Source organism: Streptomyces sp. NPDC050287, assembly GCF_044459385.1.
GTDB lineage: Bacteria > Actinomycetota > Actinomycetes > Streptomycetales > Streptomycetaceae > Streptomyces.
Genome location: NZ_JBITIY010000004.1, coordinates 120,272 through 139,623, shown reverse-complemented (window position 1 = coordinate 139,623; position 19,352 = coordinate 120,272). Strand labels below are relative to the sequence as shown.

18 protein-coding genes are annotated in these 19,352 nt (G+C 70.1%); 8 read left to right on the top strand and 10 right to left on the bottom strand.

What is annotated here, in order from left to right:
• Positions 1–7: 7 nt before the first annotated feature.
• Positions 8–1,063 (bottom strand): Gfo/Idh/MocA family protein, encoded by a 1,056-nt coding sequence (locus ACIBK3_RS15585; protein ID WP_399365799.1) that lies wholly within the window; start codon positions 1,061–1,063, stop codon positions 8–10.
• Positions 1,064–1,086: 23 nt separating this feature from the next.
• Entirely contained in the window at positions 1,087–2,526 is a 1,440-nt protein-coding gene (locus ACIBK3_RS15580; protein WP_399365797.1) for a sugar transferase, read from the bottom strand.
• A 342-nt stretch (positions 2,527–2,868) separates the two neighbouring features.
• On the opposite strand from ACIBK3_RS15580, the gene ACIBK3_RS15575 reads away from it, so the two are divergent.
• The 3 genes from ACIBK3_RS15575 to ACIBK3_RS15565 are packed head-to-tail and all read left to right on the top strand — an operon-like array spanning position 2,869 to position 6,190.
• A complete protein-coding gene (locus ACIBK3_RS15575) occupies positions 2,869–3,717 on the top strand; it encodes a glycosyltransferase (protein ID WP_399365795.1) in 849 nt (282 codons plus the stop codon).
• Between the two features lie 26 nt (positions 3,718–3,743).
• Positions 3,744–5,144 (top strand): MFS transporter, encoded by a 1,401-nt coding sequence (locus ACIBK3_RS15570; protein ID WP_399365793.1) that lies wholly within the window; start codon positions 3,744–3,746, stop codon positions 5,142–5,144.
• Positions 5,145–5,167: 23 nt separating this feature from the next.
• Positions 5,168–6,190, top strand: a complete 1,023-nt coding sequence (locus ACIBK3_RS15565; RefSeq protein ID WP_399365791.1) for a TolB-like translocation protein — start codon at positions 5,168–5,170, stop codon at positions 6,188–6,190.
• Between the two features lie 256 nt (positions 6,191–6,446).
• Here ACIBK3_RS15565 and ACIBK3_RS15560 read toward each other — a convergent pair whose 3' ends face one another.
• Positions 6,447–7,556, bottom strand: a complete 1,110-nt coding sequence (locus tag ACIBK3_RS15560) for a hypothetical protein (RefSeq protein WP_399365789.1) — start codon at positions 7,554–7,556, stop codon at positions 6,447–6,449.
• Between the two features lie 2 nt (positions 7,557–7,558).
• On the bottom strand, positions 7,559–8,575 hold the full coding sequence (locus ACIBK3_RS15555; RefSeq protein WP_399365787.1) for a hypothetical protein: 1,017 nt from the start codon (positions 8,573–8,575) through the stop codon (positions 7,559–7,561).
• Positions 8,576–9,040: 465 nt separating this feature from the next.
• On the opposite strand from ACIBK3_RS15555, the gene ACIBK3_RS15550 reads away from it, so the two are divergent.
• Positions 9,041–9,907 carry an alpha/beta fold hydrolase gene (locus tag ACIBK3_RS15550; protein WP_399365785.1) on the top strand — a complete coding sequence of 289 codons (867 nt, stop codon included), beginning with the start codon at positions 9,041–9,043 and terminating at the stop codon, positions 9,905–9,907.
• Positions 9,908–10,053: 146 nt separating this feature from the next.
• Here the strand turns inward: ACIBK3_RS15550 and ACIBK3_RS15545 are convergent, their stop codons facing one another.
• Positions 10,054–10,521: a winged helix-turn-helix transcriptional regulator gene (locus ACIBK3_RS15545; RefSeq protein WP_399365783.1), complete on the bottom strand. Its 468-nt coding sequence runs from the start codon at positions 10,519–10,521 to the stop codon at positions 10,054–10,056.
• 93 nt (positions 10,522–10,614) lie between these two features.
• Between ACIBK3_RS15545 and ACIBK3_RS15540 the strand changes: the two genes are divergently transcribed.
• On the top strand, positions 10,615–11,115 hold the full coding sequence (locus ACIBK3_RS15540) for a PaaI family thioesterase (protein ID WP_399365781.1): 501 nt from the start codon (positions 10,615–10,617) through the stop codon (positions 11,113–11,115).
• A 250-nt stretch (positions 11,116–11,365) separates the two neighbouring features.
• Here ACIBK3_RS15540 and ACIBK3_RS15535 read toward each other — a convergent pair whose 3' ends face one another.
• Positions 11,366–13,255 (bottom strand): propionyl-CoA synthetase, encoded by a 1,890-nt coding sequence (locus ACIBK3_RS15535; RefSeq protein ID WP_399365779.1) that lies wholly within the window; start codon positions 13,253–13,255, stop codon positions 11,366–11,368.
• Between the two features lie 304 nt (positions 13,256–13,559).
• Positions 13,560–14,573 carry an NADP-dependent oxidoreductase gene (locus ACIBK3_RS15530; RefSeq protein WP_399365777.1) on the bottom strand — a complete coding sequence of 338 codons (1,014 nt, stop codon included), beginning with the start codon at positions 14,571–14,573 and terminating at the stop codon, positions 13,560–13,562.
• 198 nt (positions 14,574–14,771) lie between these two features.
• Here ACIBK3_RS15530 and ACIBK3_RS15525 point away from each other — a divergent pair, with 198 nt between their 5' ends.
• Entirely contained in the window at positions 14,772–15,245 is a 474-nt protein-coding gene (locus ACIBK3_RS15525; RefSeq protein WP_399366809.1) for a winged helix-turn-helix transcriptional regulator, read from the top strand.
• A 138-nt stretch (positions 15,246–15,383) separates the two neighbouring features.
• Here the strand turns inward: ACIBK3_RS15525 and ACIBK3_RS15520 are convergent, their stop codons facing one another.
• Positions 15,384–16,142, bottom strand: a complete 759-nt coding sequence (locus ACIBK3_RS15520; RefSeq protein WP_399365775.1) for a TetR family transcriptional regulator — start codon at positions 16,140–16,142, stop codon at positions 15,384–15,386.
• Between the two features lie 104 nt (positions 16,143–16,246).
• On the opposite strand from ACIBK3_RS15520, the gene ACIBK3_RS15515 reads away from it, so the two are divergent.
• Positions 16,247–16,726, top strand: coding sequence for an SRPBCC domain-containing protein (locus tag ACIBK3_RS15515; RefSeq protein ID WP_399365774.1), 480 nt, complete (start codon positions 16,247–16,249; stop codon positions 16,724–16,726).
• A 10-nt stretch (positions 16,727–16,736) separates the two neighbouring features.
• Here ACIBK3_RS15515 and ACIBK3_RS15510 read toward each other — a convergent pair whose 3' ends face one another.
• Together ACIBK3_RS15510 and ACIBK3_RS15505 are read right to left on the bottom strand one after the other, a co-directional pair.
• The gene (locus ACIBK3_RS15510; RefSeq protein WP_399365772.1) at positions 16,737–17,048 is read right to left on the bottom strand and encodes a hypothetical protein; all 312 of its coding nucleotides are present in this window, start codon (positions 17,046–17,048) and stop codon (positions 16,737–16,739) included.
• 507 nt (positions 17,049–17,555) lie between these two features.
• Positions 17,556–18,437, bottom strand: coding sequence for an alpha/beta fold hydrolase (locus tag ACIBK3_RS15505; RefSeq protein ID WP_399365770.1), 882 nt, complete (start codon positions 18,435–18,437; stop codon positions 17,556–17,558).
• A 107-nt stretch (positions 18,438–18,544) separates the two neighbouring features.
• Between ACIBK3_RS15505 and ACIBK3_RS15500 the strand changes: the two genes are divergently transcribed.
• Positions 18,545–19,048 (top strand): CGNR zinc finger domain-containing protein, encoded by a 504-nt coding sequence (locus ACIBK3_RS15500; protein WP_399365768.1) that lies wholly within the window; start codon positions 18,545–18,547, stop codon positions 19,046–19,048.
• The last annotated feature ends 304 nt before the right edge of the window (positions 19,049–19,352 follow it).

The following is a 19,352-nucleotide window of genomic DNA, read 5'->3' as shown; positions in this document are numbered from 1 at the left end:
TGAACCGTCAACGCCCGGCTCGCAGGCCGACGACCGCGCCCCGGAATTCCAGACTCCGGGAAGCCGCCTCAAGAATGTCGAGCACCCGCAGGCCGGCCCGGCCGTCGGTCAGGGGCGCCCGGTGCCCTCTGATCGCGTCGGCGAACTCGTCGACCATGCTGCGCAGCGCTTCCTTCTCGACGAGGGCGGGCGCGACCATGTCTCCGGAGCGGTACGAGACGAGCATGTCCCGGCGCTCGTCCACGCCGATCTCCTGGGGCGCGGCCAGGTCCACGCCCCGGTCGAAGACCGCCACGCGCTGGGCGGGGTTGAGGTCGTCCCAGATCAGAGTGCGCTTCGAGCCGCCCACCATGGTGGTCCGGACCTTGGTCGGGGACAGCCAGTTGACGTGCACGTGGGCGATGGCGCCGGTGTTGAGCTGGAGGGTCAGATAGGCCACGCAGGCCTGTCCCGCGCCGATCGGGTCGGCCCCGTGGGCGGCGACGGCGACCGGCTCCACGTTGTCGGGGAGGATGAAGTCCAGGATCGACAGATCGTGCGGGGCCAGGTCCCACAGGACGTCGATGTCCTTCTGGACGAGTCCGAGGTTGATGCGGACCGAGTCGACGAAGTGGACCTCGCCCAGTTCGCCGGAGCGGACGAGCTCGCGGATGCGGCCCACGGCGGGCGTGTAGCAGTAGGTGTGGTCGCACATCAGGGTGAGCCCGCGCTCTTCCGCCTCGGTCACCAGGCGCATCCCGTCGGCGTAGGTGGCCGCGAGCGGCTTCTCCACCAGGACGTGCTTGCCGGCGCGCAGGGCGGCCAGGGCGATGTCGAGGTGGGTTCCGGCGGGCGTGGCCACGGCGACGGCGGCCACGGACGGGTCGGCGAGGACGGCCGCGTAGTCCGAGGTGGCCTGGACCGTCGAGTAGCCGCCGAGGACCCGCTGGGCCCGGTCCACGTCGAGGTCGCACAGCCAGCGCAGCCGGAACCGCTCGCTGGCCTGGAAGTTCCGTACGAGGTTGGGGCCCCAGTAGCCGGCGCCGACTACGGCGACCCCCAACGGCTCCGTGGTCTGCGTCACTTGGTTCCTCTTCTTTCGGTCCATCAGTAGGCCCCCGTTCCCCGCACCACGGCGGACCCGGTGCGCGCGAGGATCGACAGGTCGAGGCCCATCGACCAGTTGTCGACGTATCCGAGATCGAGCCGGACCGCCTCCTCCCAGGGCAGGTCGGAGCGGCCGCTCACCTGCCACAGTCCGGTGAGGCCGGGCTTCACGAGCAACCGGCGCTTGACCTCCGGCGTGTACTCCTCCACCTCTTCGGGCAGCGGCGGGCGGGGGCCGACGAGCGACATGTGGCCTTTGACCACGTTGAGCAGCTGCGGCAGTTCGTCGAGCGAGGTGCGGCGCAGCACGGAGCCGACCCGGGTGACCCGCGGGTCCTGCTTCACCTTGAAGAGGAGGCCGTCGCTGTTCTCGTTGAGGTGCGCCAGTTCCGCCCGGTGAGCCTCCGAGTCCGGCCGCATCGTGCGGAACTTCAGCATGGTGAAGTGGTCGCCGTACCGGCCCACTCGCTGTTGTCTGAACAGGGCGGGCCCGGAACTGTCGAGCCGCACGATCAGGGCGATCAGCAGCATGGGCAGCGCGAGGACCGCCAGAAGCGCCGCCGCGAGCGACCGGTCCAGCAGTTCCTTGGGCAGCCGGGAGACCGGGGAGAGGGTCGGCGCGTGTATCCGTACCAGCGGCACCCCCTGGGTGGGCCGTACCGCCAGCCGGGAGGCGGACACGTCGGCCAGCGTGGGAGCCAGCAGGAAGTCGATGTCCTGCACGGCCGCCGTCCAGGACATCCGCCGCAGCACGGAGGCGTCCAACTCGGGCGCCGGCAGCGCCACCACGGTGCCGACGGCCAGGGCCCGGACGACGTCGTTCATGTCGCCGACCCCGCCGAGGACGGGCAGCCCCGACGCGCGGATCTCCGCCGCGTTCTCCGGATCGGTCAGGCACACTCCGGCGACCTGCAGTTCCTGTACGCCGCCGCGCCGCAGCACGCCGACCAGGTCCGCGACGCCGCGTGCCGGCCCGACCAGGAGCGTCGCGCTCCGGTCCCGGCCCCGTGCCCATCGCCGGTGCAGCCGGCGGCGGAGTGCGTACCGGACCGGCAGGGCGATCACGGCGACCGGAGCGGAAGCCATGGTCATGTCATGAAGGAGTCCCAAGTCGTGCGTGAACAGCCAGTACGCGCCCGCGGCCAGAGCCGGCAGTACGGCCGCGCCGCGGAGCACCCGCCGGAACTCCTCGGTCCCCAGACCCAGTGTGCTGCGGTCGTAGGAACGGTGGGCGAGCATGGTGACGACCCACGTCGGAGGCAGCACCAGGGCCACCGCCCAGCGGTCGTACGCCGCGTGGATCACGATGGCCGCGGCGACAGCGGCGAAGCTGTCCGCGACCAGCAGGACTATCCGGTACTTCTGTTCCCAGCGTCTTCGACGAGCTGGTGGACGTCTGTCTTCCACGACCAGCAGCCCATGCGTGACCTCAATGGTCATGCGCCCCCCACCACGTGCGCGGTTACCCCTGACCGAACAAGACCGGGCGTACGGACGTGAGTCCGTGGCCCGGGCTGGATCGGCACCGACGTGCTGGCGCACGGCGGCCCTGGAAAGCAAGAGAGCTTCAGCGGTTCCCCAACCGCCTCATGCACCCTGCGTTTTGCTGACTGCCTGTTTCAGGTGCGTTGCGTGAACGCCGCACCCGTGACCTGCAGTCAAGAACGAGTTCCCCACCCAAACCGGTGCGGCGGCCATCAATCTAGACCACCGGAGGCAGTCACGGGAACAGTTGGACGAAACACACTTCGCAATAGTGACACGGGCCGCATACTGCCCCACGTGACAAGCATCGTGATCCCGGCCCACAACGAAGCGCGAGTCATCGGCCGGCTCCTCGATTCGCTGCTGGCCGATTCCTCCGAGGACGAGACCGACATCGTGGTCGTATGCAACGGCTGTACGGATGACACCGCGCGGATCGCGGCCGCCCGCGGCCCGCGGGTCCGGGTGGTCGAGATACCCGTCCCGTCCAAGCACGCCGCCCTGCGGGCCGGGGACGACCACGCGCGCGGCTTCCCCCGCGTCTACGTGGACGCCGACGTCGTGATCGCGGACGCCGACGTACGGGCGCTGACCGGGCCCCTGAACGACGACACCTCGGGCATCCTCGCCACCGCCCCGGAACGGCACATCCCGCTGGCCGGCTGCGGCCGGCGGGTGCGTGCCTACTACCAGGTGTGGCAGCGACTCCCCGCCGTACGCGAGGGGCTGTTCGGCCGAGGCGTCATCGCGGTCTCCAAGGCCGGGCACGCCCGGATCGCGGCACTGCCGCCGCTGATGGCGGACGACCTGGCCGCGTCCCTGGCGTTCGCCCCCGAGGAGCGGCTCGTGGTCAGCCAGGCCCGCGTCGTGGTCCACCCGCCGCGCACCTGGCCGGACCTGATCAAGCGGCGGATCCGGGCCGCGGTGTCCACGGCTCAGGTCGAGCGGCAGCGCAGTCCGAACGACGCTTCGGCGCGCACGAGCACGGCAGATCTGAAGGCCGTCCTGCGCGGGGAGCCGAAACTGTTCGCCGGTGTCGTAGTCTTCGTCGCCGCGGCGGTTGTCGCCCGGCGGGGGGCCAGAAAGGCAATCCGGGCACAGGACTTCGGCACCTGGCTACGGGACGAGAGCAGTCGGCAGAGCTGAGCGCACCGCACCTGGAGTCCTTGATCATGTATCTCACCGACCGCTCCACGCCTCCAGGGGCGGACACCGAGCAGGGCCGAAGACGCGGCCCGCGGCCCACGGTCGCGCCCGTCGTGCTCGTGCTGGGCGCGGTCAGCCTGATCACCGACATCTCCTCGGAGATGGTCACCGCGGTCCTGCCGCTGTACCTCGTCACCACGCTCGGCTTCAGTCCCCTGGGATTCGGCGCCCTCGACGGCGTCTACAACGGCTTCAGCGCGCTGGTCCAGCTCGCCGGCGGGCACCTCGCCGACCGGGTGCGCAACCACAAGCTGATGGCCGGGCTCGGCTACGGCCTGTCCGCGCTGTGCAAGCCGCTGCTCCTGCTCGCGGGCAGCCTCGGCACGCTCGGCACGGTCCTCGCCCTCGAACGGACCGGCAAGGGCCTGCGCACCGCCCCGCGCGACGCGATGATCTCCCTGTCCACGCCGCCCGAGAACCAGGGCCGGGCCTTCGGCGTACACCGGGCGATGGACACCACCGGCGCGATGCTCGGCCCACTGGCCGCGTTTGTGATCCTGCGCATGGCGGTCGACGGCTACGACGCCGTGTTCGGCGTGAGCACGTGTGTCGCCGCCCTCGGCGTGGTCGTTCTGGTGCTGTTCGTACCCGGCAGGCAGCAGGGCGCGCAGTCGGCGGCAGGCGCGGCGACGGACGCGGGAGGCGGGCCGACGGACGGGCCGGGGGAGCCGACCGGTGAACCAGGCGGGGCGGCCGGCGAGCGGCCCGTGCGCGTCCAGCTCGTGCGGCAACGCGGACCGAGGGACGCAGCGGGTGCGGCGGGCGGCAAGCGGCCCGTCGACCTGCGCGAAGCGCTGGCGCTGCTGCGCCTGCCGCGTCTGCGGGCTCTCGCCGGCTGTGCCGCGCTGCTCGGCCTGACCACCGTCAGCGACGCCTTCGTCTATCTGCTCCTGCAACGGCGCGCGGGCATCGGCGAGCAGTGGTTCACGCTGCTGCCGCTGGGCACCGCCCTCGTGTTCCTGCTGCTGGCCGTGCCCGTCGGCGCGCTGTCCGACCGGGTCGGGCGGCGCACCGTGTTCCTCACCGGGCACCTGGGTCTGCTCACCGCCTACGCCCTGCTGCTGTGGGCCCCGGCCACACCGGCCCTGCCCTTCCTCGTACTCGCCCTGCACGGCACGTTCTACGCGGCCACCGACGGCGTGCTCCCGGCCACCATCGCCGACATCGTGCCCGAGCAGCTGCGCGCCACCGGCCTCGCCATCGTCGGCACCAGCCAGGCGCTGGCCCGGTTCTGCTGCTCACTGGCCTTCGGCGCCGCCTGGACCGTGTGGGGAGACGGTCCGGCGCTGGCCGGATCGGCGATCGGCCTGTTGTGCTGCGCGACCGTCGCGGGCATCGCGCTACGGCCGGCCGGCGGGACCCGATGACCACCACAGCCACAAGGATCCAGATGACATCGCTCCGCCGCCGCCTGCTCATCCTCGTCACGGCGGTGCTGCTCCTCGCGGGCCTGGGAACGGGCATGGTCCTGCACGCCGCCTCCCGCGCGGACCGGGCGAACCAGCCGCAGTCAGGCGGTCCCGCTGTCAGCGCGGGCAAGTTGACGCTCGACCAGAAAAACCGCCTGACGTTCGTCAACGGGGCCGCCGGCCCGCACCGCACCGCCGTCGCCTCGGTCCCGTCCACCGACCCCAGGAGCGGGCGGATCGCCTCAGCTCTGAAGTGCGCGCGCTTCTACGCGGCGGCCGGTACGGGCATCTGCCTCCAGTCCCGCCCCGGCGTCCTCAAGAACAGCAACCGTGCCCTGCTCCTGGACGCGAGCCTGCGCACCCTGCGCACCTTCCCGCTCGCGGGCACCCCCAGCCGGGCCCGGGTCTCGCCCAGCGGCCGCTTCGTCGCCTGGACCGTCTTCGTCTCCGGCGAGTCCTACTCGTCCGCCTTCTTCTCCACCCGGACCTCGATCCTGGACACCCGCACCATGCGGCTGACTCCCAGCCTGGAGACGTTCGCCGTCACCCTGGACGGCAAGCCCTACCGCGCCTCGGACATCAACTTCTGGGGCGTCACCTTCGCCTCCGACGACGACACCTTCTACGCCACCCTCAACACCGCCGACCACACCTACCTGATCCGCGGTTCCCTCTCCCGGCGCACGGTCACCACCCTCACCCAGAACGTGGAATGCCCCTCGCTCTCCCCCGACGGGACCCGGGTGGCCTTCAAGAAGCGGGTCCTGTCCCGTACCGACCTCTGGCACGAGTACGTCCTCGACCTGAGCACCCTGCACGAGACGGCGCTCGCCGAACGCCACAGCGTCGACGACCAGGCCGCCTGGCTCGACAACAACACCCTCGCCTACGCGCTCCCCACCGATGGCAAGGTGGGCAGCAGCGACCTGTGGACCGTGCCCGCGGACGGCACGGGCACCCCCCGCCTGCTGATCGCCGGTGCTTCGTCCCCGGCGCCGCTGTAGAAGAGCACCGTGATGCGCCGAACCGCGTTGTTGCCGAAGCCGCCGCGGTTCACGGCTGGAGAACCGGCTGCCCCCGACAGCCCGCGGCGGGCGCTGTACGGCCACTCCCGCGAGGCCGGTGAGATCGTTCGCCGGCCGGGTCGGAGAAGGGGCCGGTCAGCGGCCGCCCCGCACCGCTGCACTAGGTGCCGCCGGGCTGAGATTCCACGTGTGAAACGGGGCTTTGTCCACATCGGACGGAGCCCCGTTCGTCATCTCAGCCGAACCGCAGGATGCGCGGGGCGAAGGTGCCCTCGGGGCCGTCCGCGCGGCCGACCGACCACACCGTCGCCGTGCCCGGTACCGGCGCCGGCCGCAGCACCGAGGAGTCACCCTCCCCGGCCACCGCCGGTTCGCTGTACTGGGTGAACGACTGTCCGTCCCAGGCAAGGAAATCAGGCCCGGGGACAAGCGGCGGAGTGCTGCCCGGCGGGCCCCACTTCTGCGAGCGGGCCACCGCGACCCAGGCCAGGGCGCCGGACGTGGTCGGCGCCAGTGAGCTGATCGAGCCGAAGTCGGTGGGCACGGTCACCCGGCTCCACGCCTGCCCGTCCCAGCGGACCAGCAGGGGCGGAATCGGCCGGCCCGCAGGGCCACCGATGAACCCGGCCGTGCCCCCCGCCCACACCTCCGTCGGCGAGACAGCAAGCACACTGCCCACGGCCGACCGCGGGGACCCGTCCACGATCGTCTGCTGCCACGCCTGCCCGTTCCAGTGCGACACGGCCGCACCCGAGTCGGCGGCGCCCGCGGCCCAGACATCGTCGGCCGCCAGGATGTGCAGGCCGAACACGGATCCCGGCGGCACCGGTACGTCCCGCCAGCCGTGCCCGTCCCAGCGCAGCAACACCTGCGCGCCGTCCCGCGAACCGATCAGCCAGGTCTCACCGCCGCCGGCGACGGCTCTGGTCAGCACGACACCGCGCGGCGGCCGGCTCTCGTACCAGGCGATGCCGTCGGAGCGGAGCAGGCGGGCGCCGCCCGCCGAGTCGCGGCCGACCGCCCACACCGCGGTCGGTGAGGTCGCGGCGATGGACAGCAGCTCTCCTTGCCAGCCGATCCCGGGCAGGCTCTGGCGCTGCCACGCGGTACCGTCCCAGCGCAGCACCAGCGGGAACCCCGGCGCCTGGCGACCGACGGCGTCGGCACCCACGGCCCACGCCCGGTCCGGCCCGAACGCCACGGCCTCGTTCAGCCCGGCCTGTGGGCGAACCTGTGCCGGGACCGGAACGTGTTGCCAGGACGGGGTGTCCGCCGCGGCCGGGGTCAAGACGGCCATGATGGTCATGACGGCGGCGAGGACCGCGACGAGAAGTCTGCGTGCCATGGTCAGCCTCCCAGCCGCTCGCTCATCAGGTTCGGTTTCGAGCCGTAGATCTCGACGGTGCCGAAGGACAGCAGTGAGAGCCCGGCCCTCGCCAGCGCACGCGGTGCGACGTCGATCGCGTTCGTGCGCTCCGGGCCGTAGGAGAAGGTGGTGCGGGGGCCGTCCACCCGCGCGTACTTCGACTGGAACGCTCGGTCGCTTCGCACCGGCAGCCACAGGGCGCCGTCCGGGCCGCGCACCATCGCCTCGGTGTAGGTGTCGCCCAGCGGTGGGTAGGTGGTGCGCCAGACGTGCCCGCTGAAGGTCATCAGATAAGTGCGGGCCACGCCGTCGGTGTACTGGCTGCCGCCGACCGTGACCCGGCCGGACGGTTCGAGCAGGATCGTGTGCACGTTGCTGTCCGGCGGCAGCGACACCTTCGCGTCCCGCCACACCGTGCCGTCCCAGCGCAGGACGGTGGTCCCGGTGCCGGTGTCCGCCCAAGCCCAGACGTCGGTGGCCGTACGCGCGGTGATCCCCATCAGGTACAGCACACCGTCCGGGGTGGACTGTGTGGTCCACCCGGAACCGTCGTAGTGCAGCACCTTCAGTCCGGTGTCGTCCTCACCGACCACCCACGCCCCACCCGGTACCGCGGTGAAGTCCTGGTAGGTCCGCAGGGTCTGCGGCAGCGGGACGGCACTCCACCCTCCCGCCGACCGGCGCAGGATCTCCCCCACCCCCGCGCGGTTGTGGAAAATCCACGCCTCCTCGCCGACGAACTGCACCTTGCCGAGCCGGCCCAGCTCACCGGCGCCGGGGAAGGTCGTGTCCCTGCTCCACGCCGTACCGTTCCACCGGTACAGCACCGGCCGCACCCCGTCGGCGGCCTGCTCGAATCCGGTCGCCCACGCCTCGTCCGGCCCGCGAGCGGCGAGATCGGACACGAACACCGGCGGGGCCGCCGCCGGCACCGGCAGCGCCGACCAGCTCGGCGTCACAGCCGCGGCCGGCGACACCACCGCGGCGCACGCGATCACAAGACAGACAATGACCGCACGAATGACCGCACGAATGACCGCACGAAGACCGTTCACGAGACCCCCCCAGAACGCGAAGGCCGCACAGGCTAGGGGCGTTCACCCAGCCGTGAACAGACAGCATTCGGCCGATCGCGGACCCTTCCGGAGGCCTCACCGTGGCGTGGGACTCCTGGAACCACGAGCCCGGTCCGTGGCGCGCCGGTGATCCTGGGGGTCAGTGGCCCATCGCGCCGGGGTCGCCTTCGCACTGTCTTGCGCCCATATGAAATTATGGTCATAATGTAAAAGTTGACGTGATGCCGAGGGGCTCGACCGCACAGGTTTCCCGCTCCTCCTGCCTCCGATCGTCGACGCCACAGACTGCAGCCGCAGTCGAGAGACCCACATGTCTGCGCCGCGCCGTTCCCTCCGGAAGTGAGGAGTCGGTACGCGCTCGCAGGAACCACCTGGAAGGGCACGACCGTGAGCGACTCACAGGACGTACGAGGCGACGCGGTGACGTCGTACAAGGACGCACCGACCCGCACCATCACCGCCGGAGGGGTGACCTTCGCCTACCGCGACCTCGGTCCCAGGTCCGCCACGCCGGTGGTCTTCATCACGCACCTCGCCGCGGTCCTCGACAACTGGGACCCCCGGGTCGTCGACGGCATCGCCGCCCAGCGTCGGGTCATCACCTTCGACAACCGGGGCGTCGGCGCTTCCACCGGCTCGACGCCGCGCACCATCCAGCAGATGGCGAAGGACGCCGTCACCTTCATCCGGGCGCTGGGGCTCGAGCACGTCGATGTCCACGGCTTCTCGATGGGCGGCATGATCGCCCAGGTGATCGTGCAGACCGAACCGCAACTCGTCCGCAAGCTCATCCTCAGCGGCACAGGTCCCGCGGGTGGCGAGGGCATCAAGAACGTGACGATGCTGTCCCATCTCGACACGGTCCGAGCCCTGTTCACCCTCCAGGACCCGAAGCAGTTCCTCTTCTTCACCCGCACCGCCAACGGGCGCCGAGCCGGCCACGCGTTCCTGGCCCGACTGAAGGAGCGCACCGTCAACCGGGACAAGGCCATCTCCCTCCTCTCGTACAGCAATCAGCTCAAGGCGATTCACCGCTGGGGCCTGGAGCGGCCGCACGATCTGTCCGTCGTCCGCCAGTCCGTGCTCGTCGCGAACGGCGAGAGCGACAGGATGGTGCCGACGAAGAACTCGTACGATCTGGAGCGCCGACTGCCGAACGCCGAGTTGGTGATCTATCCCGACGCCGGCCATGGCGGCATCTTCCAGTTCCACCAGCAGTTCGTGGCGACGGCTCTCGAGTTCCTCGAACGGTAGTGGGCGTGAAGTGCGGTCGTCGCTTGGCCCGAGGACGTGACGTCAGGGCCGTCGCGCCCTTCCGGGCGGGCGGCTCGACTCGCCACGGGTTGCTCGGAGAGCCGATGTTCCACGGCCGTCCGGTCCGCGACTGCGGGGCCGATGATTCACGTCCGGAGGCGGGCACTGGGTCCCGGCCGGGCGGTGACGTCTCCAGGGGTGAGCGCGGAGTGCTCCGCGGAGCACTCGACGACGACGCGGAGCGGAGCGCCGCAGTCGGTGTGGCGAACATCCAGCACGGGGCCGTCGGAATCGAGGGCGTACGCCTCGCCCCACTGGCTGAGCGCCATCAGGACGGGCCACAGGTCCCAGCCTTTACGGGTCAGGCGGTACTCGTTGCGGGGCCGGCTGCCCGGCTCCTGATAGGGGACGGTCCTCAGGATGCCCGCGGCGGTCAGTTTGCGGAGGCGGTCGCTGAGGACGGCCTCCGACAGGCCGATGTGGCGGTGGAAGTCGTCGAAGCGGCGGACTCCGTTGACGGCGTCACGCAGGATCAGCAACGTCCATTTCTCTCCGACCACGTCGAGCGTGCGCTGGACGGGGCAGTTCTCCGTGCTCGCCTCAAGCCACTCCATCCCCTCATCGTAAGGTCCTGGCTTCTTCATTGACAGTCAGGTGAGCCAGAAGCTAGCTTCACTCCTAAAAGCCAGAGGGGAAGGCGCTCGGTCGTGGGACGAACACGTACGTATCAATGGGAAGATCCCGCGATCCTGGCGGAAGCCGCCGGACGCATGGCCGGCATCGACTTCCTGCGCGCATTGAGTTCGGGGCAGCTGCCGGGACCGCCCATCAACTACTCCATCGACTTCACCCTGGACGAGGTGGAGCCCGGCAGGGCGGTCTTCTCGCTGACGCCGGGGGAGGAGCACTACAACCCGATCGGCAGTGTGCACGGCGGCATCTTCGCCACCCTGCTCGACTCCGCGGCGGGCTGTGCTGTCCAGTCCACCCTCCCGCAAGGCATGGCGTACACCTCGCTCGACCTGACGGTGAAGTTCCTCCGGCGGATCACTGTGGACACGGGCACGGTCCGCGCCATCGGCACTGTTGTCAACAAAAGCCGTCAAACCGCCCTGGCGCAAGCGCAGTTGGTCGACGCGAAAGACCGTCTGCTCGCCCACGCCACCAGTAGCTGCCTGCTCTTCCCGGTGCCTCCCCTTCAGCCATGACCCTCCGCGGCGACGGATGAATCGCCCTGCCCCGCGCGTATCGACGTCTCGGGAAGCCCGCCGCGCAGATGTCGCGGCACCACGTCGACCCAGTTGATCCGCGCGGAGTGTGAGGCCCCGAGCGAGATCGCTGAGGAAGACATGGGCGTCGGTTCCCATGGTGAGCAGGTACCCCCGCCCTGGCCGAGGGGTCGTGCCGCGCGGAGTCCGATGGACGCGCTCGCCCCCCGTCGGCCATGGGGGTGGTCGATCACGGGGTGTGACCGGTGCGGCGCAGAACAGGGCGCAGGACCTCGATGACGCTGGGATCGTCCACCGTGGAGGGAATGGGTTCGTCGCGGCCGTCGGCGATGCCGCGCATCGTCTTGCGCAGGATCTTTCCCGACCGGGTCTTGGGCAGGGCGGCCACGACCGTGACCTCCTTGAGGGAGGCGACGGCGCCGATGCGCTCGCGTACGAGCCGGACGAGTTCGGCCTCGACCTCGCTCGGTTCCCGGTCGATGCCGGCTTTCAGGACGACGAAGCCGCGCGGTACCTGTCCCTTGAGGGCGTCGGCGACGCCGATGACGGCGCATTCCGCGACATCGGGATGGGCGGCCAGGGCCTCTTCCATGCTGCCGGTGGACAGCCGGTGTCCGGCGACGTTGATGACGTCGTCGGTGCGGCCCATGACGAAGACGTAGCCGTCGTCGTCGATGTGGCCGCTGTCGCCGGTGAGGTAGTAGCCGTCGTAGGCGGAGAGGTAGGAGGCGACGTAGCGGTCGTCGTCGTTCCACAGGGTGGGGAGCGCGCCGGGGGGCAGGGGGAGCTTCACGACGATCGCGCCGTCGACGCCCGCGGGCGCCGGCTCTCCCGAAGCGTCGAGCACGCGCACGTCCCAGCCCGGCAGCGGGCGGGTGGGGGACCCGGGCTTGACGGGAGCGGCCTCGATGCCCACGGGGTTGGCGACGATGGGCCAGCCGGTCTCGGTCTGCCACCAGTGGTCGATCACCGGGATGCCCAGAAGCTTGCTCGCCCAGTGATAGGTCTCGGGGTCCAGGCGTTCGCCGGCCAGGAAGAGATAGCGCAGGTGGGAGAGGTCGTAGCCGGTGGTGAGCGTTCCCGTGGGGTCCTCCTTGCGGATGGCCCGGAAGGCGGTGGGCGCCGTGAACATCGTCTTGGCCCGGTACTCGGCGGCGACGCGCCAGAACTGGCCCGCGTCCGGAGTGCCGACCGGCTTGCCTTCATAGAGGACCGTCGTGGCGCCTGCCAGCAAGGGACCGTAGACGATGTACGAGTGCCCGACGACCCAGCCGACGTCGGAGCCCGTGAACATCGTCTCGCCCGGGCCCACGTCGTAGACGGCACCCATCGACCACTGGAGGGCGACCGCGTAGCCGCCGCAGTCACGCACGACTCCCTTGGGTTTTCCGGTCGTTCCGGACGTGTAGAGGATGTAGAGCGGATCGGTGGCGGCGACGGGAACGCAGTCGGCCGGCGGCGCGGCAGCCACCAGGTCGCCCCAGTCCACATCGGTGGGCCCCAACTCGGCGGTTTCCTGGGGGCGTTGCAGGATCACGCACTTCTCCGGCCGATGGGCGGCGAGTTCGATCGCGCGGTCGAGCAGGGGCTTGTACGCGATGACACGCTTGCCCTCGATGCCACAGGAGGCGGAGACGACCACCTTGGGGGCCGCGTCATCGATACGGAGGGCCAGCTCGCGAGGGGCGAACCCGCCGAAGACGACCGAGTGGACCGCGCCGATCCGTGCGCAGGCCAGCATGGCGATCGCGGCCTCGGGGACCATCGGCATGTAGATCACCACCCGGTCGCCGTGCCCCACGCCGAGCTGCGCGAGTGCTCCGCCGAAGGCCGCTGCCTCGCTTCTCAGCTGTGCGTAGGTGTATGTGCGGCGGGTGCCGGTCACGGGTGAGTCGTAGATGAGCGCGGCTTGTTCGCCGCGGCCGGCTTCGACATGCCGGTCCAGCGCGTTGAAACAGACGTTGAGCCGCCCGTCGGGGAACCAGCGGTGGAAGGGTGCGCCCGAGGAGTCCAGAGCGCGTCGCGGAGCGACCTCCCAGTCGATGCCCTCTGCCGCCTTCAGCCAGAAGCTCTCCGGGTCCTCGGTACTGGCGCGGAAGACATCCTCGTACGTTCCCATCGCGCACTCCTTTGTGGCATCGAGGGACAGTGGTGGGGCTGCGTGCGGAACGGTGTCGGACACAAGTACCGCATACCGGCCGGCATGGTCGAGCAGAATTCCGGAGGCCGGGGAACGTGTCGGCGGCAGCACACGTCGAACGGCTCGATCGCCCGAGCCCCCTCGGTCGTGGGTGAGACGTGGGCGATCCTGATCCTGCGCGGGGCCTCCCGGCGGCAGACCGCCAGTCACCATGGGACCGCCGGCGTCGTCGTCGCCCCCTCCGGTGCCGGTGCCGGTCGCAGGGTCTGTGACCGGCCTGGCCTCAGCCGTTGTCGCGCACCATCGAGACCACGACCTTGCCGGCCTTGGTGCGGCCCTGCTCGACGTGCGCCAGCGCCTCGAGCGTCTGGTCGAAAGGGAACGTGCTGTCGATGACCGGGCGGAGTTTCCCGCTGTCATAGAGGGCACCGAGCTTGCGCAACTGGGAGCCGCTGGCCTGCATGAAGAAGAACTGGTAGCGCACACCCAGCGCCTTGGCCTGCTTGCGGATCTTGCGACTGAGCGTGTTCATGATCAGGCCCAGGAAGGAGGGGGCACCGAGCTGCTTGGCGAAGCCGGCGTCCGGCGGGCCGACGACGCTGATGGCCAGGCCGCCGGGCTTCAACACGGTCAGTGACTTCTCGAGGTTCGCCCCGCCCAGGGAGTCCACCACCAGGTCGTAGCCGGACAGTACCTTGGAGAAGTCATCCTTGGTGTAGTCGACGACGACGTCCGCGCCGAGGCTCCCCACCAGCTTCTCGGTCTTGGTGTTCGTGGTCGTCGCCACTGTGGCGCCGAGGTGCTTGGCGAGCTGGACGGCCGTCGAGCCGAGGCCGCCGGCACCGCCGTGGATGAGCACCTTCTGACCCGGCTTCACATGGGCCCGGTCGACGAGAATCTGCCAGGAGGCCAAGGCCACCAGCGGCACCGCGGCCGCCTCCTGGAGGGTGAGCGAGGCCGGCTTGGGCGCGACATCGTCCACGTCGATCGCGATGAACTCCGCGAAGCCTCCGATCCGCAGGTCGCGTGGACGGGCGTAGACCTCGTCGCCGACTTCGAGGCCGTGTACGGCGGAACCGACCCGCGTCACGACGCCGGCCACGTCGTGGCCGAGCACGAACGGATGCTTGTACTTCAGGAGCTGCTTGAACTCCCCGTCGCGGACCATCTTGTCCAGCGGGTTGATACTGGCGGCGCTCACTCTGACCAGGACGTCGCGGTCTCCGACGCTGGGCTCGGGTACCTCTGCGGCGCGCGCGCCGTCCTTGCCGTACTTCTCGACGACGAATGCCTTCATGCCGGCCGCCTTTCTGCGTGGGTGTTCCGGTGGTCGATGTGATGGGTTCGGGCAGGTCCCCTGCCGTGCCCGCTTCTCGCGTGCGGCCGGCTTGATGTGCCGGCCACGACGGTACGTGCTGAGTATTGGAAAGTAAACTCAGGAGCGGTTAGGATCACCCGCATGGATGCGAGGACCGAAGCCCGACAGGACGCCGGCATGGACCCCCGTCTCGACCGGGACATGTCTAACTGCTCGATTGCCCGGACCCTTGAGGTCGTGGGTGAGAAGTGGACGATCCTGATCCTGCGCGAGGTCTGGTACGGCTTGTCCCGGTTCAGTGACTTCGAACGCGTCCTCGGCTGTCCTCGCAACCTCCTCGCGGCCCGGCTTCGGATGCTCGTGGAGGAAGGGATCCTGGCTACCGAGACGTACAAGGAACCGGGTTCGCGGAGCCGGCCGAAGTACGTGATCACGTCCAAGGGCATGGATCTGGTCCCGGCCGTGATGGGGCTCCTGCAGTGGGGTGACCGATACCGCGCCGATCCGGAGGGCCCGGCCGTAGTGGCGCGACACCGCGGATGCGGCGCGCACGTCGACGCCCGGATCGTCTGCGAACGGGGCCACGCCGTGCAGGCGGAAGACATCGAGAGCGTCCCCGGCCCCGCATTTCGTATGAGGCCCGCCGACTGAGCTGATCGGGTTGCGCCAGGAGCCCGTGGTGGGCTCAGTCTGCCGGGGTGGACGGCCCGGAATATCTTCAGCCCCTCGCTGCAGGGGCGTACCACTGTTCGCTCTCCACCCTCCCGGGTGGGGACGTGGCTGAGCGTGTCAACGAGTCGGCAGGCCTTGCTCTTGCTCGGAGTGCGTTGCGGGCATGGGCATCGGCGGTTGTCCAAGAGCCTTGAACGAGGCCAGGCCTGTCTCGACAAGTCTGGCCGCACGGCGGACGTCGGCGGTCACCGCCTCGTGCACCTGCTCCGGTGTGCGAACGCTCTCCAAGTGCCTTCCCAGGCTCCGGAACTGGATGGGCCACAGCCCGAGCAGGGCCGTTGCCGCGATCTGCGGCTCTGGATCATCGGGGCTCATCCCGGTGCGCTGGGCCAGCGCCTCGGCCGCGACGTCGATGAGCCGGTCGGTCATGTCGCGGTGATAGGCCCGCAGTGAGGGCGTGGACCGGATCAGCTCGCGGAAGCGTCTGATCCTGGCGGCGGCCTGGACCGGGTCGTCCTGTGCGGCGATCCAGGACGTCATGCCGTGCAACTCGTCGGACAGGACCCGCAGTACCGCGTCGATCGGGTGGCGGTCGGGGACGGCGAGGCCGGTGCGCAGGGTGGTCATCGTGGTCTCGTCGAGGTCCAGGATGAGGGATTCCTTGGAGGGGAAGTAGTTGAAAACCGTCTTCTCCGAGACTCCGCACGCCTGGGCGATCTCCGCTACACGAACGCCGTCGAAGCCGTGCTCCAGGAACATCTCGGTCGCGGTGTCCGACAGTCGTTGCCGCGTCAGACGCTTCTTCCGCTCTCGCAATCCCTCGGCCGGAGGCTCCCCGGCCTGTCTGCCCCATACCGTCCAGTCCACCGTGCTCACGCCTGACAGCGTAGTCCAGCGAGGAGAATATTGCTGCTACTGTATATTTTCAGTTACTGAAACTTTGTCTCCGGCGAGTCGTCCGCACTGCCCTGGGAGCCCCCATGAGCGCCATCCGCATCGTCCACGACTACCCGCACTCCTTCACGAAGGTCTGGCGCGCCGTCACCGACCCGGCGCTCATCCCCCTGTGGACGGCGACCGGCGCCGGGGCGCGACCGGAAGGATTTGCCACCACCGTCGGCACCGAGTTCCAGTTCATCGCGAAGCCGAAGCCAGGCTGGAGCGGCATCGTCGACTGCGTCGTGCTGGAGGTGGACGAGCCGCGACTGCTGCGTTACTCGTGGACCGACCACGGCGGCGGCGAAACCACCGAGGTCGCCTACCGGATCGAGCCTCACGCCGCAGGAACACGCTTCACCTACGACCACACGGGCTTCACGGGAACGGGCGGTTTCTTCATGGCCCAGATCCTGGGCCACGTCCGGCGCAAGATGCTGCGCGTCGGCTTGTCCGCGGTACTCGACGACCTCGATGAGGCCGGCAGGCTCCACCCGGGCAGCAGTCCCAAGCGCAAGATCTGACGACTGCCGATCACAGGGCGAAGCCCGCCGCGCGGAGCTGGAACACGAGTACGTCACCGCCGTCGACGGCGACGGCAACCTGAGGTTCGGCGCGGTCGTGACCGAGCGGACCCGCGACCGGCTGCGCCACGACCGTGCCGTCATCGCCCGCGCTGTCCTGAGCCCGCGTCTGCCCGCCGCCCGCCGCTGCGGGCCGTGACCGTACGACGGCCTCGCGCGCCGGCGGACCGCGTTGCCTGGGCAGCCGCTCCCTCGTCGACCAGCAGGAGCCACCTGTGCGGAAGAAGAGGGCCGGCCCCGTGGACGCCGCCGAGTCACCCACCGACGTGGCGGCTCTCCGGCTGACCGCCGGCCAACCGCGCCAGTCGGCGCGTGCGGGAAAGGCGGTCGCCCGACTCGCCGACGGGGGGTACGTGACCGGCTGCGCACCGATGCGCACCAGGAGGCCGATGATGCAACATGCTCTTGCGGGCAGGAGCCCCTCTCCGGGTCGGAGCCGCAGGCGACCACCTCAACGCCGTCGTGCCACTTGGCTTGCGGACCACGGCGGGCGTCGTCGTCGGAGAACATGCCAAACAGCACGGCCTCAACGCGATCCGCCGCATCCCTGCTGGGCTGCCAGTACGGATCGGTGGCAATCACCGTCAGGTGGCTGTCACTGATCGTCCGCCTCTCGGCGCCCGCCCCGGTCCGCTCCTCGTTCACCGACTCGGCGAATCCACCCGGTCACAGCACTGGGCTGTCCCCGCGACGTCCTGGATCCCTGCCGTCCGGGCGGGGGTGCGTGGGGCGGTCCTCGGCGTATCCGTCCGGCCGCCGGCTCTGCCTTTCATACCCGAGCCGCCGACAACGTACGGGTCAGGAAGTCGCGGATGTGGCCGACCGCGCTGTCCAGATGACTCTCGAGCAGGAAGTGGCCGCCTCCGGGCACCAGATGGATCTCGGCGTCCGGCAGGTCCCGCGCGAAGGCATGCGCGCCGTCGGGGCCGAAGATCAGGTCCTCGGCTCCCCATACCGCCAGGAGCGGGACGCGGCTCTCCCGGAAGTACGCGTGCACCCGCGGGTAGAGGGGCGGGTTGGTGGCGTAGTCACGGAAGAGGGCCAGCTGCACGAGGTCGTTGCCGGGGCGGCTGATGTCGCGGTGGTCGGCCGTCCAGGTGTCGGGGTCGACCAGTTCGGGGCGGTCCACGCCGTGGAGGTACTGCCAGCGGACGGCGTCCAGGTCGAGCGCGGTGCGGACCGCCGGTTCCGTCCCGGGCCCCGGGTCCTTCGCGTAGGCCCACACGGGCGCCCAGAACTCAGGGACGAAGCCGTCCTCGTAGGCGTTGCCGTTCTGGGTGATCACCGCTGTGATTGCGTCCGGGTCGCGCAGCGCGAGCCGCCACCCGATGGGCGCGCCGTAGTCCTGTACGTAAATGGCGTAGCGGGTGACACCGAGCCCGGCCAGGAGTGCCTCCGTGATGTCCGTGAGCGCGTCGAACGTGTACGGGAACGTGTCGGCGGGCGGGCAGTCGGAGTGGCCGAAGCCGAGGTGGTCGGGGGCGATGACGCGGAACCGGTCGGCGAGTTCCGGGATCAGTCGGCGGAACATGCGTGAGCTGGTGGGGAATCCGTGCAGGAGCACCAGAGCCGGCGCGTCGCGCGGTCCGGCCTCCCGGTAGAAGACGCGGTGTCCGCGCACGGTGGCGTACTGATGGCGGATTTCAGTCATGTCTAACCTCCTAAAGATTCTGTGGTGGTTACCCGTGCCCTCAGTGGACCGGATGTCGAGTAACCTGTCAAATTGACGGATGGGGTTAGGTGGCCAGGTGGGCGGACATGATCGATGAACGCGCGTTGCTCGAGGCGCTGAACAGCACCCCGGTGGTGGACGGACGGTCGCAGGATCTGTGGGCCGATGACGCCGAGCTGCGGCGGTGGGCTCAGGAGCATGGCGGCTCCGGTGACGCGCGGGCGATCGGCTGGCTGCGGACGGCGAGGGACCTGCTCCAGACCGCCACGCACGGCCCCGTGCCCGAGGCGGAGCTGCAACGGATACTTGCCGGCGTCTGCCGGCTCCCCGAGGTCGGTGAGACGGGCCTACGGTGGCGACTCCAAGTGCCGTCCGAGCGGACGCTCGCGGTGGAGCTGGTGCTCGCCTGGTACGACGTGCGGGAACGCAGGCCCGGTCGACTGCGCCCCTGCGGCAACGACGAGTGCCGCCTCTTCCTCCTCGACCGCAGCCGTGCCAACACCGCCCGCTGGTGCTCGATGAAAACCTGCGGCAACCGCCTGAAGGCCCGCCGCCACCAGGAGCGCGCCCGTCAGGCTCCGACGCCCTGACGGGTGCGCGTGATCAGCTTCAGACGGGCGCGGTCCGGGCCAAGCTCTGTACCGTACCCAGCTGGGCACCGCCCGGGTGCCAGACGGGCACGCTCCGGCCAAGCTCCGTACCGCACCCGGCTGGGAGACCCGCCCGGGTGCGGGCCCTGCCGGTGCACCCACCGGGATGTCGCCTGCTGACGGACGACCTCGGCGGCGGACTGCGCCCGCCGCCGGTTGGACAAGACCGTCGGATCTGGCCGCCGGGGTCCGGTCCGTGGCCGCGCAGGTCATTCTTCGCCGAACAGCGGGTGAATACGTTTCC